Raw genomic sequence first — 16926 nt, forward strand, 5'->3', positions numbered from 1 at the left:
ACCTTATTTGTTAAATATTTAAATTTTTTCTATACATAGCTTTCGATAAGAAATAACAAATGATAAAGAATCCATAAATAATAAGAATACTAACTATATTGACTTGCAACAATGATTTACTTTGCATCAAATTAGCAATTGCTTGAATAGAAAAATAAGATGATATTGTCATAACTATCAGAGGAAGAAGATATGCAACCTTTAATTCATTAGCAATTGCTTTATTTAATACTTTTCTATCAATTCCTATCTTTGATAATACTTGATAGCGTTCTTTTTCCTCAAATGCATCATTATAAATCTTCATAAATAAGATACTACCGCTTGCTAATACAAAGACCATGAACACAAAGAATGATACACTAAACATGATATTTATCCATGCATTCTCATTTCTTTCTGGATCTATTTTCACTAAACCTAAATAATGTGGACTTGTTTGAATATCATCAACAGATAATTCAAAATGTTTTGGTTGTGCTAATTTATAGTTGTATAGATACATAGATTGTCCTAATTCGTGCAATTCATCAAAGACTGTATCATTTACAATCATATATTCCATGTCCTCTTGAAGATAGCCAAGGTACGGAACACTTGATTCTTCTATTTCTGTGTATACTTTATTGTTTATCTCACTCGTATTAACTATACTATCATTCGTTAACGACATAAGATATAAATGTCCTAATTTGATATACTCGTCATCTTTTGGTTCAGACAATTCAAACTCTAGACCTGTATCTTTTGCGATTTGTTTTATTTGTGAATAAGATAATATAGCATAAGGTGTATTTTCATACTCATTATCGGTTACTTCATTTGGAAGAACAGCAACTTCAACTTCTGATGAATATTTAATTTCATTTTCTTTTTTAATCAAAGAAGTAAATTCATCCCGAATTCCTTTTTGACTACCCAGAACCTGATAAGTATAAGTATTTTCAAAATGACTGATATTATCATTTCTATTTTTCATTGCAAATCCAAATCCTAATGCTGTTACTGAACAAAGCATAAGTACACATACAATAGCATACGTTCTATAATTTTTCTTCATACGAAAAATCATATTGTTAATCCATAAGTTTCTTTCTTTTTTGTATAAAAATTTCTTATTCTTTGCTAGTGTTTGAAAAACAAATGGAACAAGTCCACCAAACAGCATATAGATTCCAACAATAACCATAACTGTTGCAATTAGAATATTCCCTACTACTTCTAATCCTGCATCTTTTGTCGCAAGATAAAAACCAACGCCTAATAGTACAATTCCTAATATAGATTTCAATATAAAAACTACATTATTTTGTTTTACATATTCATTTTGTCTATTAGCCGAAACCATTTCTAATACACTGCTTCTTACAATATTAACATATCCTTTAATCACAAAAATCAGATAAATCACAGTGAATATCAAACATGTTATTAAAATAGAACTTAATGTTCTAATAAACTCTATCTGAATGGCAATATCAGATAATCTCATGATAATCATTGTAAATAATTGTGAAGTTAAAACTCCAAATCCAATTCCAATTACCAAAGAAACCAAACCAATCAATGAAGTTTCAATCATGTAAAGTTTTCCAATCTTTTGATTCGATAACCCCATGAATACATAAGTTCCAATTTCTTTTTTACGTTTTGTTAAAAATACATTCGTAGAATACCATACAAAAAACACCATAAAACAAGAAACTACAAAGGATAAAATTTGAATAAATACTTCAATATTAGATGCTTGTGATTCTCCTAATTGATTTAAAATACCTGAAGAAACAAGATTCATAAAATTAGATAAGATTAAAATAGTAAAAGAAAGAGAAATAATCAAAGATAAATAACTTTTAAAACTAGATTTAAAGTTTTGAAAAGCTAATTTTAACATACTCATGAGAAATCACTTCCCATAGATGCCTGCATTTCAATGATGCGATCATAAAACTCTTTTTGGTTTTGCCCTTTTGTAAGTTTACATTTAATTGCACCATCGCTTAAAATATAAACTTCTTTCGCATAGGAAGCACTGAAAGCATCATGCGTAACCATTAAAATAGTTGCTTGATCATTATCATTTACTAACTTTAAACATTCAAGTAAATCATGGCTTGACTTAGAATCCAAAGCTCCCGTTGGTTCATCAGCAAAGATTATTTCTGGATCCGTAATTAAGGCACGACAAGTTGCACCTCTTTGCTTTTGTCCACCGGATAATTGATAAGGATATTTTTTAAATGTTCTCTTAATCCAAACATTTCTGCCAATTCATTTGTCTTTTGAATGCATTCTTTACTTGATACACCATTTAATGAAAGTGGTAAAGCAATGTTATCTTGTAACGTCATCGTATCTAGCAAATTATAATCTTGAAAAACAAAACCAATCTTATCCTTACGAAGATTTGATAATTCTTTGTTTTTTAATTTTGTAATATCCTTGCCATCAATAATGACAGATCCCTGTGTAGGTTTATCAATTGTAGATAGAATATTTAATAACGTTGTTTTTCCAGAACCACTTGGTCCCATGATCGCAATAAAATCATTCTTATTTACTTTTAAATCCAATCCTTTTAAAACACTTGTTTTGAATCCTTTTGTACCATAATTTTTAACAAGGTTCTTAATTTCTAAAACTGTATTTTCGCTCATATATAAATTCCTCCTTACATCTTTCATTATAGAGAATGCACAAAAATAAATCCTTGCATTTATGTTACAAAAACAATCTCTAGTATTACATTGCTGCAACATTAGAGATTGAAGTGCTTTTCTATGTTTTGAAAAGTAATACAGAAACAAGTATATTGTTGATATTGACTATCAACACTTATTTGATGTCCGAGTTTTTTAATCATAAGATTGACCATGTATAATCCCATACCTGTTGATTTATATTTTCCATTATGATGATTGCTCCCCACATAACCTCGATCAAATATTCTTGGCAAATCATAATCTTTTATACCTTCTCCCTCATCTTTAATATATAGCTGAACGCTTCGTTCGTTCTGTTCACTATAAATATGAATTTTGGCATTTTCTCTAGCATATTTTATTGCATTTCCTAGAAGTTGATCAATGATATACACAAGCCATGTTTTATCCGAATAAACGTATTCATTATGTAAATCAATCTTTAGATTCACATTTTCGTTCATTAAGAAAAAACGATTATTTCTTATAGAAGCATTAACCCATTCTTTTAATTTCAGTTTTTGTATCTGCAAATCATCAAATGCTCCTTGTACTTTACAACTTACTAAAGCCAAATTTAGATATAGATTCATTTTTTCTAATTGTTCTTTTAATTGTAGTTTTAATAGTGAATTCTCTATTTTTTCATTCATTAACATTGCTGCAGAAAGTGGTATTTTGACTTCATGACACCATTTCGCAAAAAAATCTTGTAAATCTTGATTAATCGCAACTTGTTCATTCAATTTTACTTGAAAAACTTGAAAATCATGCTCCATAATATCTTTATGTTCTAAATCATCTAGTTCTGTATAAATAAAATCATCCAATTTTAAATACTCTTCAATTTCCTTTTCTCTTCGATAGAATTTCATTCCATCTACAAACGAGAAAATCCCTAGACAAACACTAAGTAATAAATCTAAATAAAGTAAATACTGATTATCTACTTCTGGAAGAAGAAAAATAAAATAAAGGTTAAAGGAAACAAAAATTAATACTAAACAGAATAAATATTTAAAATTTTTTCTTATATATTTCATTCAATGTAGTATCCTTGTCCTTTTTTTGTGCATATTAATTCGTCTCCAATAACATCTTTCAATTTCAATCTCAACCTTGATATTAATACTGTAAGAGTATTATCTGAAATAAATTCATCCGTATTCCACAATTCATCCATAAGTGCATTTCTTGATACCACTTTATCCTTTTCTTCCAACAATACTTTAATGATAATATTTTCTGATTTTGTTAAATCAACTTTTTCATTTTTAAAATAAATGCAGTTATTTGAATAGTCATAAAAGATATTATCTTTAATATATATTTTTTGATTTACTTTATATTGATATGTTCTTCTTGTAATAGCTTCTATTTTTGCCCTCAAAACTGGTAAATTAAATGGCTTTTCAACATAATCATCTCCGCCTTGAGCAATGGCCATAATTTTATCATTATCGGAGTTTCTACTACTGATAAAGATCATCGGCACTTGGGAATATTCTCTAATTTTAGAGCACCAGTAAAAGCCATCATAAAATGGCAAGTTTATATCCATTAAAATTAAATCAGGACAAATATTCATACATTCATTCAATACTTTTGAGAAATTTTCAATAAGATTCACTTGATATCCATATTTATTTAAATATTCTTTAAATTCATTTGCTAATATCTTATCATCCTCAACAATAAGAATAGTAATATCATACATAATATCACTCCTTTTCTATCTATTATAAACTTTATGGACGAGAGTTCAATAAATATGAGATACCTTGCAAAAATGTAATATAAAATAAAATTTATGATTTAATATCCATTTAATTTTATTATAACTTTAGTCTATACATATAAAGCAGTCAATCCCTTGACTGCTTTGTGTCCAGTATAAATTATAATTTACAACTTAAATACCAAAATTGCCTTATTAGTTCCCACCATTGACATCGAAATCAATTTATATCCACCTCTTATCATACTTATATATATTGATTAAGTTTATTTATGCTTCAAATCCATTTTTCTTATAAAGAAAAAGAAAAGCGATTATAGATAATACACATTCTATTAGAAGTACTGTCGATTGCATAGGAGTAACTATAATGGAATTATAAGTAAGACTATTTATGCTTTCAATAACTACTCCTGTAAATAGATAATTAGAAAGAATAGCCATAATAGGCATTAAATCAGCAAACATTGGAATTAACATTAAGATAAGTACAGCAGGAGTGACTACTGAATTAGCATTCATTTGATTCTTTGCATAAATTCCAAAAATCATTCCTATCATAGCACATGAAAGTGTAGCTAGAGTCGTCATTAATATATAAATAATCCATGCTGTTAAACTCATTTGTACCCCTAAAACAATGACTAGAATTAAATTAACAATCTCTAACTCAATCAATATTGGAATCACTGTTCCTAAAAAATATTCAATCCCAGTTACTGATGAAGTCATAAGAACTCGTAGTGTGTTCTTTTCTTTTTCTTCAGCTAGTATAAGTGTGGTAATATATAAAGCCATTCCAACATTACATACGACCGCTAATGCTAGAGCATAAGTAGTTACTTCACCTATAACTGAATTCATTAATATTCCATAACCAATAGAAAATAACATCATTAGAAAGAAATTCTTACTCATTAGTGTTTTAGTTTTTGCATCCATAATCGCAAATACTTTTCTAAAGCTAATCATCTAATTCAACTCCCTTCCAGTAACTTTAATAAATACATGTTCTAAAGTCGGTTCACAAGAGTGTATTGTTTCAATCTTTCCTTCATTGATTAAGTTTATTAAAGTTTTAATATCATTTATAGAACTTGTTAATACATATTCTTCATCATTTACTAAAGTAACTTTATATTTCTTATCTGTATTGTATTTGATACATAAGTCTTTAGGTGTTCCATATTCTACAATTTTTCCATCATTCAACAAAGCTACATGGTCACATAATTTAGTAGCTTCTTCCATGTTATGAGTTGTAAGAAAAATCGACATTCCACTTTCTTTAAGTTCAAGTAATAATTTATGAATTTCTAAAGCTGTTGAAGGATCCAATCCACTCGTTGGTTCATCTAAGAATAAAACTTTTGGATTATGTAAGATAGACCTTGCTAAAACTAATCTTTGTTTTTGCCCCTTTGATAACTGACTTGCAAGTTTGTTTTTATGTTCATATAAACCAACTCTATTTAATAAATAGTCAATTCTTTCTTTTGGTACATTTAATATCCTTGAAAAATATCTTAAATTATCATATACGCTCATTCTTTCATAGACACCACTATTATCCGTAACAATTCCAATTTGTTCATAAATTGTTTCATCTATATTATTAGAATGAATATCTAATACATAGGCATCCCCGCTTGTGGCTTTTAGTTGTCCTGTAAGAATTTTAATCGTTGTTGTCTTACCAGCACCACTTGGGCCTAAAAAACCTAGTATTTCTCCTTTATATAATTTTCCACATATATCTTTCAGTACTTGCGTACTTCCAAAACTCTTAGATATATGCTCTAATCGAATATACACTTTTTGCATAATCACCATTCCTTTCATGATGATTATAAAAGAACTATATTTTTCTATGTCAAAAATTTCTTAAATGGTCATTTTATTTCCTAAACAGCAAAAAACAAGATACATTAGCGTATCCTGTTCATTTCTTCTAATAATTTTGATTTCATCTTTCTAGATACTAAGCAAACATTTCCTTCGATAAAAACTTGGTTATTCTTTAAATCAAGTTGATCTATCTTATCTAATGCAACTAAGTAAGAACGATGAATTTTTAAAAATCTAGGAAACAATTGTTTTTCAATATCCGATAGATTACCTATAAACTCTTTTCTATCATGCTTAGCATGTAGAACCACATAATGAGATCTTGGTGATGTTTCAAAATAATCAATTTCATCAAGTGGTATATGACATAACCTTTCACCTGTTTTAAATGTATAAAATTCACTTGGATCTATTGTTTCTTGTACCATGCTTTCAATTATAGACTTTAAACAATCACAAATTGATTCTCTTAATTTTTTATCTGTATCTTTAATAATGTAATCGAAGGCTTCCAAATGATATTGAAAAGTTTTGTATGCTAGGTCTTTATAACTTGTGATATAAACAATTGTTCCATTCGGATCTATTTTACGAATCTCTTTTCCTAAAGCAAATCCATCATATTGACTATTTTTAAACTCTACATCAAGAAAATATAAATTTCTTTTTGATTGACTCTTTTTTAGGTTATCTATAAGATTTTTTGGATTGATTGTACTTGATATAATTTTCATATCATAATTTTGGATTATGATTTGATTTTCTATTTCTTTACTTATAAAATCTAAAATTTCTTTTTCATCATCACATATAAATACATTTAACACTTCTTTACCTCCTAACCATTAAAATAATTATTTCTTGAACAAATCGATTATTTTTACAAGATATATTATGAGAGATATTTGAATATTTGTTTATTATATTTTCTAAACTATGAAGTCCTATACCCAAATGATTTTCTTTTGTGCTGAACCCATTTCCGTCAATTTCATTTATATTTACATCTCGATTTACATAATTATCTACAACAATTGTAAGCGCGTCTTCATCTTGAATCATAAGTAGTGTTATGTCTCCATGATTCTCTTCTACTTCCTCAATTGCATTATCTAGCAAAATTCCTAACATTCTTACTAAATCAACTGTTTGAATGTTATTCTTTTGAACAGGTTTTACAACTTCTAAATGAAAATCTATATTTCGCTTATGAATCTCAGTAATCTTTTTAAAAAGTAAGCTCTTAACTTCATTAATTTGTATATTTGAAAGTTGAGTTGTCAAGGACATCTTAGAATCAATATTTTCATCAAATTCATCAATCATATCTGAAATTAAATTTTCAATTTCTTTTAAATTCCCTTCTTTTGAATTCAGATAAATACTAGACATCATATTTTTATAATCATGTTTAAATATACGCATATTTTGTTGGATATCTTCTAAATCTTTAATGTATAAATTTTGTTGATTTAAAATCATTTGATTATACTCGTATTCTGTTTTAATACGGATAAGATTATATGAATATCGTACAAGTAGTACTAATAATGAAAGAATAACAACCAGTGTAAATAATTCTTCTATCCTAAACTCTGAATCATATCTAGGTATTACTGCTGGAACCCATACAACAATCATTAAGACAAGTATAGAAACTGAAATTACAAACCAATATGGATAATTTCTATTGTTAAATTCTTCAAACAATTTTTTAAATCGCAAAAATTTTACAGAAGAATATTGGATAATAAATATAACAATAGCCATAATTATTCCAAGCATTGGATATAACAACATTTCAGGAGATGTAAATAAATATAGAAAGTTGTTAAAACAGAAAAATAATAATCCATACATAGACCAAAATATAGATGTTATAAATAAATTCAATTTTAAATTTTTATCCAGAAATAGATGAATTGATAAAACAATCATTGAATAGTTTGAAAGATTTGCATATAACCAAGAAATTAATATATCAGTATAACTATCTGGATTTAGATTTTCTACCAAAGGTTTTAATAAGATGTCAAAAATAAACGTATAGCTTATCATCACAAAAATAAGTGCTATAAAATATATTTTAAGTTTCGGCTTTATATTTCTCGTTTTTAAATAAGTCGACATAATACCTGCAACAGTGATTGTATTAGCCAATAACACTAATAACTCATATATAAAATCAGATGTTAATAGATATTGCATAATAAATACACCTCTTTTCCATCTAGCAAAACAAGTATTTCATACAAAACAAATGATTTAAAATTCCTATACAAAAGCAATTAACAAGATAAACTCAAATATATCCATTAATAATAGGAATGATATATCAATTTCATATTATAAGCAACATTACTTGAACATAGAATTTTATTCGATTAAATTTTTTCTAATATAACCTTCTATAAAACTCTAATCATTTCCGGATAATGCATTATAATATTTCAATTTCTACGCAAAAATGTAATGTAAACTAAATTTTACGATTTGATTTTTATTATTTATGTTAATGATTACCAAAAAAATCTTTGATAATATCTGCTAATATATTTGAATTATCAATATTAACTTCATGACTTGCATTGGAAATAAGTTTAAGTGTCGCATTTGATAACATCTTTTGTAACTGGATACAAGCCTCTTTATTTGCTTTATCCTTTTCACCACATAAAATCAAAGCAGGACAACTTATTCTCTTTAAATCATTTGTAAAATCTAGTTCAATCATAGACTTACAAAGGTGAATGAAATCAGCTTTTTGAAATCCCATTTTAGAAAACATTGAATGAGGCATAAAACGAAATATAACATTTTGTATTTTTAATAATAGTTTTGGAATTTTGTATTGTGTACCGATTAGCACAACTGCATGAACTTTATTAGAATGTTCAATAGCATACTGCATTGCTAATATTCCACCTAATGACAGTCCACAAAGGCATATAGGTTCTCTAATTTCACTACAGTAGTTTTCAAGTTCCGTATATAATGTATGGTAACAAGTTTCTTTATTTTTAGTCCATTTTGATAAATTAGGACATAAAATATCATCTTTAAAATCTAAATTATCTATTACTTTATCCCAACTTGAAGATGTTTGACCTAATCCATGTAGAAAAATGTATTTCACAATTATCACTTCCTTAATTTATTTTCATTATCTCATAATAAATTTATAAAGTACATTATTTTTAACGAATGTCAATTACATATTCACTATGTTATTCGGTTCTAATTGGAAATCCCTATCCAGAAATACCGAAGTATTTATGGCATTCATTTGATTATCTGTTTCTAATCCATAATTTAGTTCATTAATATTTAAAAACTCATAATCATAATATAATGGAAAGATTTGTCCAGCATGAGTATATCCCGACAAATGCAAATCAGCATTGTTATTAGAACATTTTTCAAGTTCTCTTGGTTGATGGTCAAGCACTATATTATATGTACTATTGTTTAACTCATAAGAACCATAAGAACTCATTTCTTTTCTATCATGCAAACTATAATCACTTCTACCAATGAGTGTAATTTCATCATTTGACATATAAATTCCATTCGATTCAATTAATGATGTTATTTCTTCAACTGTACCTTTATTATGAATCGAGTATTTTCCTAAATCATGATTTCCATATAGCATTTTAACTCATTTAGAAAAAGACACTAAGAATAATCTTAATGCCTTGTTATTTATTCAAGTTCTATTATTGATGTCTTGCAACATAATACTGATTATTTATCATTACTGCTATTGCTTCATTTTTATCAATGTTTTTAATCTCATAAATATCCTTATATATCCATTGTTCACGTTGATGATTACTTTCATTTCCAGACCAGTCAATTTCTCCTAATTCTTTATCAGACAATGGAATCTTTGTTATGGCATCGAATACGATATTTTCTGCTAAAACATCAATGTAATTACCTAATTCATTTTTTGAAATAATTTCTGTGGTAATTTGATAAATTCTTTTCCCATAAATAAGTTGTGTTGTATTTTCAGGATTGACTTCAAATTTATCACTTATTGATTGATTTAAAGTTTTAAAATCAAAGATTTTATCCATATCTTTTACATTTTTATTAAATATTGCTTTATGATATTCTCCATTTACCTCTACTATTAAGGAATTATCATCTTTTGTATTCGTATAAATATTTAGAAAAGGAATAACATAAGATTCACTAGCAATGTTGTCCGGCATATCCTTTAATGAATCAATAATATTTGTTTTTGTTTCTTCCTGATAAAGAATTTTTCCAGTTTCATCAACAACAACCAACTGTCTAAAATATCCAACCCAATCACCTAGTTCTCTATCTGAAACAGTATCTTCTAAAATTGTATAATTCTTCTTTTTATATATGAACTGTGTTACATCCTCAGAATTCAAATAACATTGTTCTTTATCACTTGCATATTCATCTATTTTATCTTGTAACGAACATCCTGTTAGAAAGCAGCTAATAATAGTTACAATTAATAATGATGAAATAAATTTAATTCTCTTGCCCATAAATCATACCTTCCTTTTATATTGACCTGTTAATATCTACTAATTTCTTTTTACAATAGAATAATATGACTTCGCTGTAATTGAATAAATGAATATATAAACTAATGTAAATACTCCAATACAACCTAATGTACAATATATAAACAATTCAATATCTGATAACATCAACATAGAAAGTAGTTTGCTTACAATTGGAAATGCAAATGCTAAATGAATAACCGCTGTAACTAATGGTAAAAAGAATACAGTTAATACTTGTGAATTGATAGATTTCTTTACAAGTTTATGGTCCATTCCTACTTTTTGCATAATTTCAAATCTTTCTTTATCTTCATAACCTTCCGTAATTTGTTTGTAGTAAATAATCAAAATTGTAGCCATGATAAATAGAATACTTAAGAAAATACCGATGAATAAGAATCCTCCATACAATGCAATAAATCCTGCATAGCTTATTGTTTTACATTCAACATCATAACCCTCAAGTCCAACATCTCCTAGATTTCTTACCAATGAATGATAGTATTCCTTGATTACAGTATCCGATGCATCTATATCAAATCCATAATAATTATATAAATTAGAGGCATAATCACCATATACTTCTTTTTGTAATCGATAAATATCATTTACAATTGTTTCATCTTTTACAACGATGAAATATCCTGATGCAACATTCGCTGCCGAATTACCATTTCCCATAAATTCATCAACTTGTTCTTTTACTTTAAATTTATAGTCAAATACTTCAAATTGATCGTATTCAAATTCTTTTCTATTGCCATACAGTAATATTTCATTCTCATTGAGTGTATAATTTGTATTCATACTTTGGTTATAATCATCTAAATCTGTAACCATTACTGTACAAATTGCATCTGTCATATTCGCATAAATATTTTTTCTATCTGTAAGTATGGATTGCTCTTTTTGATAACCTGTAAATTCCACATATCTATAATCTAGTATATTCTCTTTTTCAAGATTCTTATCTTTAAGAAGTTGATCTGACACATCACGAATCGTTTGTATATCATCTTCATTCGCATTTGTATAAGCAACAATTTCTCTTGGATATCTTTGTCTAGTTAAATCATCAATACCAATCCATAAACTAAAGGTTGTAGAAATCATTACCAATACCATTGTTGATAGTATACAAATATTGGCAAGTCCTGCTGCATTTTGTTTCATACGATAAATCATACCTGATACACTAATAAAATGATTTGGTTTGTAGAAATATCCTTTATTCTTTTTTAATGCTTTTAATAACGTTACACTTCCTGCAGTAAATAATAGATAAGTACCAATAATAACTAAGATGACCGCAGCAAAAAACAACATCATCGCAGTTATCGGATTTTTCGTTGTTAAGGAAATATAATATCCTATCGATAAACACACGATTCCTAAAATTGTCATGATCCATTTCGACTTTGGTTCTTTTTCTCCATACTCTGTACTATGAAGAAGTTCAATTGGATTTGCGAGCTTAATTTGTCGAATAGAATTCAAGTACATGAATAAGAAAATAAGGCCAAATAAAATCAATGAAGTTTTTATTGCACTTGATGAAATATAGAAGCCTAAAGTTATATTAGAATCAAACATTTTTCCAATTGCCATAAATAAAAGTTTATCTAAAGAAATACCAATCAGAAAGCCTAATGACAAACTAATAACTGCTGTTAATAATGTTTCATAAGCAATAATCAAAGACACATGTCTTTTTTCCATTCCTAATATGTTAAATAAACCAAATTCTTTTTTTCTACGTTTCATTAAGAAACTATTTGTATAAAACAAGAAAATAATTGCAAAGAACCCAACTACATAAGTTCCAAGTATTAACATCATTCTCATTTCACCCGCACCTGGCATAGAATCTAATCCGCTATTACCAGCTAATGAGCATATATCATAAAACAAAGCAATCGTTATGATACACGTTAACAAAAATGGTATGTAAGTTTTACTGTTCTTCTTAATATTTGTAAGTGCTAGTTTAGGATAAAAAAGTTTATTCATTTCTAACACCACCTGTAGCCAATAATGTTAATGTATCAGAGATACTTTGATACATTTCTTCATTTGTTTTAGTTCCTTTATAAATTTGATGGAAAACTTCTCCATCTTTGATAAACAACACACGACTAGCATGACTGGCTGCCAACGTTGAATGGGTCACCATAATAATTGTTTGTCCATTTTCATTTATCTTATTAAACAGTGTCAATAAATCATTTGTAGATTTTGAATCAAGTGCTCCTGTTGGCTCATCTGCTAATATTAGTTCTGGCTTTGTGATTAACGCTCTTGCTATTGCACATCTTTGTTTTTGTCCTCCAGATACTTCATAAGGATATTTTTCTAATAAATCACTAATTCCTAAATCTTTTGCAATAGGAACGATACAATTTTCCATTTCTTTGTAATTTGTTTTCGATAAAACTAATGGTAAGAAGATATTATCTTTCAAAGAAAAGGTATCTAATAAATTGAAATCTTGAAATACAAAACCTAAGTGTTCTCTTCTAAAAGCAGAAATATCTTTATCACTAATATCGACAATGTTTCTTCCATTTAAAATAATTTGGCCATTAGTTGGTTTATCTAAAGCAGCTAACATATTCAACAAGGTCGTCTTCCCACTCCCTGATTCACCCATGATTGCAACATATTCGCCATTTTCTACTTCTAAATTAACATTCTTTAATGCTTCTATCTTTTGTCCTCCAAATCGAGTAGCATATATCTTTTTTAAATTTTTAACTTTTAATAACATCATATTTCAATTCCTCCTTTTTACATCTCCAAGTATAAAAAATACAACGATTGTTAGCCATCGATTTATCTTACACTTTGATATCATTTTGGACATTTTTGTAAGAAAAGGCTATTCTACTCTTAAATCCTTACGCTCAAGATGTAAAATAACCTTTGTTCCTTTATCAACTTGTGATTCTAATTCTAATCTATGAGATAACTTATCAATAATATTCTTACATAAATATAAACCTAATCCAGATGCTTTTTTATCACTACGACCGTTATATCCTGTAAATCCTTTATCAAATACTCTAGGTAAATCTGAAGCATCAATACCTATTCCGGTATCTTCAATATATAAGGTGTTATCATTTCCATAGATATGAACGTACCCTTGATTTGTATATTTAATTGCATTAGATAGTAATTGTTCTAAGACAAAGACAAGCCATTTTTCATCAGTTAATACTTTTATATGTGTTTCATCAAATTGAATTTGAAGCTTTTTTCGAATAAATTCAGTTGAGAATTTACGAATAGCTTGACGAATTAAATCATCTAATTCATAAATTTCAAAGACATAATCGGTATCGATACTTCGCATTCTTAAATAAGCCAATACCATATCTGTATATTGATTAATACGTAAAAGTTCAGATTTTAAAAGTTTTTTATCCGGCACTTTTTCCGTTTCTAACAATAATTTAATAGCGGAGATAGGTAATTTAATTTGATGAACCCACAAAGTAAAATAATCTTCTAAATCTTTAAACTGTTGATTAGTGATTCCATCATTTTCATAATATAATCTTTTTATTTCCTCAACAACATCTAGATACTCTTTATCGAATAATCCTAACTTATAGCTAGGATTATTAAATACCAATACATTTTGCTTCATTAATTTTAATTCTTGATACTTTCGATAATAAGTATAAAAATCTATACAAGCAACAATAACTAATATAAATAAAACTAAATATGTAGCATAAAATACAGCTTGTAATTCAATATCATAAACAAAATAAACACCACAATAAATAACAATAAAAATAGACAATGTGATAATATAAAAACTTCGTTCCCTTAAATAAGGTTTAATCAGTGACCACCACTTCATAGGATATATCCAATCCCTTTCTTTGTTTTAATCAAATCATGAATACCGATCTTTTCTAAGGTTTTTCTTAAACGATTGACATTGACCGATAACGTATTATCATCCACATAACAGTCCGTTTGCCATAGATACTCCATCAAAGTATCTCTTTCCACGATTTCATCTTTGTATTCTAATAATATTTTTAAAATCTTACTTTCATTTTTTGTCAGTTCAACACTTTTACCCTCATAACTTACAACACTATTTCCTAAGTTCAATCGAACCCCTTTATATTCTAAATAATTCATTTGAGAAGTAAAATCATAACTTCTCCTTAATAAAGCTTGTATTTTTGCAAGTAACACATTAAGATCAAACGGTTTAGAAATAAAATCATCAGCCCCAGCATTCATAGCCATGACAATATTCATATTATCAGTAGCCGATGATATAAACATAATCGGTATTTTAGAAATCTTTCGTATTTTATTACACCAATAAAATCCATTTTTGTATGGCAATGTTAAATCTAATAAAATCAAATCTGGATTCATCTGTGAAAAATCATCCATAATATGATTAAAACAACAAGCACACTCTACATCATAATCCCATGTTTGTAAGTATTTTTTAATTTGTTGAGCAATGACTGCATCATCTTCAATAATCATAATCTTGTACACTTCATACCATCTCCATATATTTTTGTAATCTAATTTATTTTATATTATGATAAAATATTATATTCTATATGTTAAAAAATTGGTATAAAAATCATTTAATTTCTATAATAATAAAAAAATGTATAACCTAATAGATTACACATATATTTACTTTTCTATTGAAATAGACACCCTATCCATAGTGCCACTAGATATAATCCTAATAAATGACCGGGATAAAATATATAAAAGAAATACTTTAAATTAACTCCTCTTTTACCATTATACAAACTTATCAGTAATATCGAAAAAACAGCAGTTAAAAAATACCCATCAAACAATCCACAAATTAAAAAATCTAGTCCACAAACAAACATAAAAATAATAGAAATAATATATTTACAATACATTCTATTATAAAACAAGTAAAAAACACTAATTAAGCCAATACCATAATACGAACCATCCATCATACAAATATATGATATAAAAGCTCCACCTAAAATTATTGGAATAGCTACAATCCAATTATTACTGCTATTTTTAATAATTGCAATAACAAGAAGTCCTATTAAAAGTGTAAACAATACATTTTGCTGCCTTACATCAAATATATTTCCTGTTAACGATAGATCGTATATTAGCTCTGAGATACCAGCAAATATTAATAAATTTGCTAAATCTTCTTTAAATTGTGTGTATGCATAAATCCTTCAACAAGTAAAAAACAAAAAATTGGAAATGCTAATCTACCGATCATATGTAAGACATCAATTATATTCAATAAGTTTGAAAATTGAAAGTCCGTAAACATAGAGTAAGGTACTTTTAATGTTATACCATTTTTTAACACAACTTGTCCAAAGTGATCTAACAGCATTGCACTCACTGCTATAACTTTTAATGTACTTCCTGAAAATAATTTTCTCATAATTTAATTAAGCTGATGATAGTTATTTAATTATGAATATTAATATCGTAATTCAACGAAACTACATCCTCCTTATATCCATCAACAACGACTTGAACCATATAAGAGCCTTTTTCTAAAAATAATTTTTGTAAATCTGCAATATCCTGACCATCTAGTTGATAACAAAGCTTATCATTTTCATTTAAAATATAGATATGCATTTTACCATCATCGATACTAGCGTCTATATCTACATTTAATTTTTCAGATTTAGCAAGTGAAAAATAACCAGTTGCTACTTTTAATTCTGATTTACTAGTTTCACTAGCATTATAAGTTTCATCTCTATTCATTGAAAAGGCAACCGCATTACTTTCTTTATAGTAAGAATATATGCCCATAACAATTAAAATACTTATAACTAAAACCATGATCAACATAACAAAATAAACTCTTGATTTCTTTTTTGAAAATCTATTTTTGATACAATTTGATGGTCTTGTTTCAATAAGTTATCGACAGAAATATTAAAATGATTACTAATCTTGATAATCATCTCCAAATCAGGATAACTTTTTCCATTCTTCCAATTTGATACTTGGTACTTTTTCTTGACATAGTACCAATATTCTTTAAATGTTCAAAAGAAAGATC

General features: G+C 27.1%; 15 protein-coding genes and 3 pseudogenes. All 18 read right to left on the reverse strand.

Features of this window, described 5'->3' with window-relative positions:
• Nucleotides 1-10: 10 nt before the first annotated feature.
• Nucleotides 11-1900 (reverse strand): FtsX-like permease family protein, encoded by a 1890-nt coding sequence (locus tag DW761_RS07995; RefSeq protein ID WP_117517385.1) that lies wholly within the window; start codon nt 1898-1900, stop codon nt 11-13.
• Nucleotides 1897-2657: pseudogene (locus tag DW761_RS08000) on the reverse strand (ABC transporter ATP-binding protein). The gene DW761_RS07995 and the pseudogene DW761_RS08000 overlap by 4 nt, the downstream one beginning before the upstream one ends.
• Nucleotides 2658-2758: 101 nt before the next feature.
• Nucleotides 2759-3745, reverse strand: coding sequence for a sensor histidine kinase (locus DW761_RS08005; protein WP_117517387.1), 987 nt, complete (start codon nt 3743-3745; stop codon nt 2759-2761).
• Nucleotides 3742-4419 (reverse strand): response regulator transcription factor, encoded by a 678-nt coding sequence (locus DW761_RS08010; protein ID WP_187011488.1) that lies wholly within the window; start codon nt 4417-4419, stop codon nt 3742-3744. The genes DW761_RS08005 and DW761_RS08010 overlap by 4 nt, the downstream gene beginning before the upstream one ends.
• Nucleotides 4420-4710: 291 nt before the next feature.
• The gene (locus tag DW761_RS08015) at nt 4711-5412 is read right to left on the reverse strand and encodes a hypothetical protein (protein ID WP_117517389.1); all 702 of its coding nucleotides are present in this window, start codon (nt 5410-5412) and stop codon (nt 4711-4713) included.
• Entirely contained in the window at nt 5413-6282 is an 870-nt protein-coding gene (locus DW761_RS08020; RefSeq protein WP_233513058.1) for an ABC transporter ATP-binding protein, read from the reverse strand.
• Nucleotides 6283-6368: 86 nt separating this feature from the next.
• Nucleotides 6369-7115 carry a LytR/AlgR family response regulator transcription factor gene (locus DW761_RS08025; RefSeq protein ID WP_117517393.1) on the reverse strand — a complete coding sequence of 249 codons (747 nt, stop codon included), beginning with the start codon at nt 7113-7115 and terminating at the stop codon, nt 6369-6371.
• 4 nt (nt 7116-7119) lie between these two features.
• Nucleotides 7120-8496, reverse strand: coding sequence for a sensor histidine kinase (locus tag DW761_RS08030; RefSeq protein WP_117517394.1), 1377 nt, complete (start codon nt 8494-8496; stop codon nt 7120-7122).
• Nucleotides 8497-8800: 304 nt separating this feature from the next.
• On the reverse strand, nt 8801-9424 hold the full coding sequence (locus DW761_RS08035) for an alpha/beta fold hydrolase (RefSeq protein ID WP_117517396.1): 624 nt from the start codon (nt 9422-9424) through the stop codon (nt 8801-8803).
• A gap of 75 nt (nt 9425-9499) precedes the next feature.
• Nucleotides 9500-9943 (reverse strand): hypothetical protein, encoded by a 444-nt coding sequence (locus tag DW761_RS08040; protein ID WP_117517398.1) that lies wholly within the window; start codon nt 9941-9943, stop codon nt 9500-9502.
• Between the two features lie 64 nt (nt 9944-10007).
• The gene (locus tag DW761_RS08045) at nt 10008-10823 is read right to left on the reverse strand and encodes a NisI/SpaI family lantibiotic immunity lipoprotein (protein WP_117517400.1); all 816 of its coding nucleotides are present in this window, start codon (nt 10821-10823) and stop codon (nt 10008-10010) included.
• A gap of 39 nt (nt 10824-10862) precedes the next feature.
• Complete coding sequence (locus DW761_RS08050) at nt 10863-12854, reverse strand: ABC transporter permease (protein ID WP_117517402.1); 1992 nt, start codon at nt 12852-12854, stop codon at nt 10863-10865.
• Nucleotides 12847-13614 carry an ABC transporter ATP-binding protein gene (locus DW761_RS08055; RefSeq protein ID WP_117517404.1) on the reverse strand — a complete coding sequence of 256 codons (768 nt, stop codon included), beginning with the start codon at nt 13612-13614 and terminating at the stop codon, nt 12847-12849. The genes DW761_RS08050 and DW761_RS08055 overlap by 8 nt, the downstream gene beginning before the upstream one ends.
• A 108-nt stretch (nt 13615-13722) precedes the next feature.
• Nucleotides 13723-14715, reverse strand: a complete 993-nt coding sequence (locus tag DW761_RS08060; RefSeq protein WP_117517406.1) for a sensor histidine kinase — start codon at nt 14713-14715, stop codon at nt 13723-13725.
• Entirely contained in the window at nt 14712-15380 is a 669-nt protein-coding gene (locus DW761_RS08065) for a response regulator transcription factor (RefSeq protein ID WP_117517408.1), read from the reverse strand. Before DW761_RS08065 ends, DW761_RS08060 begins: the two co-directional genes overlap by 4 nt.
• Before the next feature lie 155 nt (nt 15381-15535).
• Nucleotides 15536-16290, reverse strand: a pseudogene (locus tag DW761_RS21825) (TraX family protein).
• 26 nt (nt 16291-16316) lie between these two features.
• The gene (locus tag DW761_RS08075) at nt 16317-16712 is read right to left on the reverse strand and encodes a hypothetical protein (RefSeq protein WP_117517410.1); all 396 of its coding nucleotides are present in this window, start codon (nt 16710-16712) and stop codon (nt 16317-16319) included.
• Nucleotides 16706-16861 (reverse strand): annotated as a pseudogene (locus tag DW761_RS21830) (hypothetical protein); the annotation flags it as partial. The pseudogene DW761_RS21830 and the gene DW761_RS08075, both read right to left, overlap by 7 nt.
• Nucleotides 16862-16926 lie beyond the last annotated feature (65 nt).

It is taken from the genome of Absiella sp. AM29-15 (assembly GCF_003434225.1).
Lineage (GTDB): Bacteria > Bacillota_I > Bacilli_A > Erysipelotrichales > Erysipelotrichaceae > Hoskinsella > Hoskinsella hominis.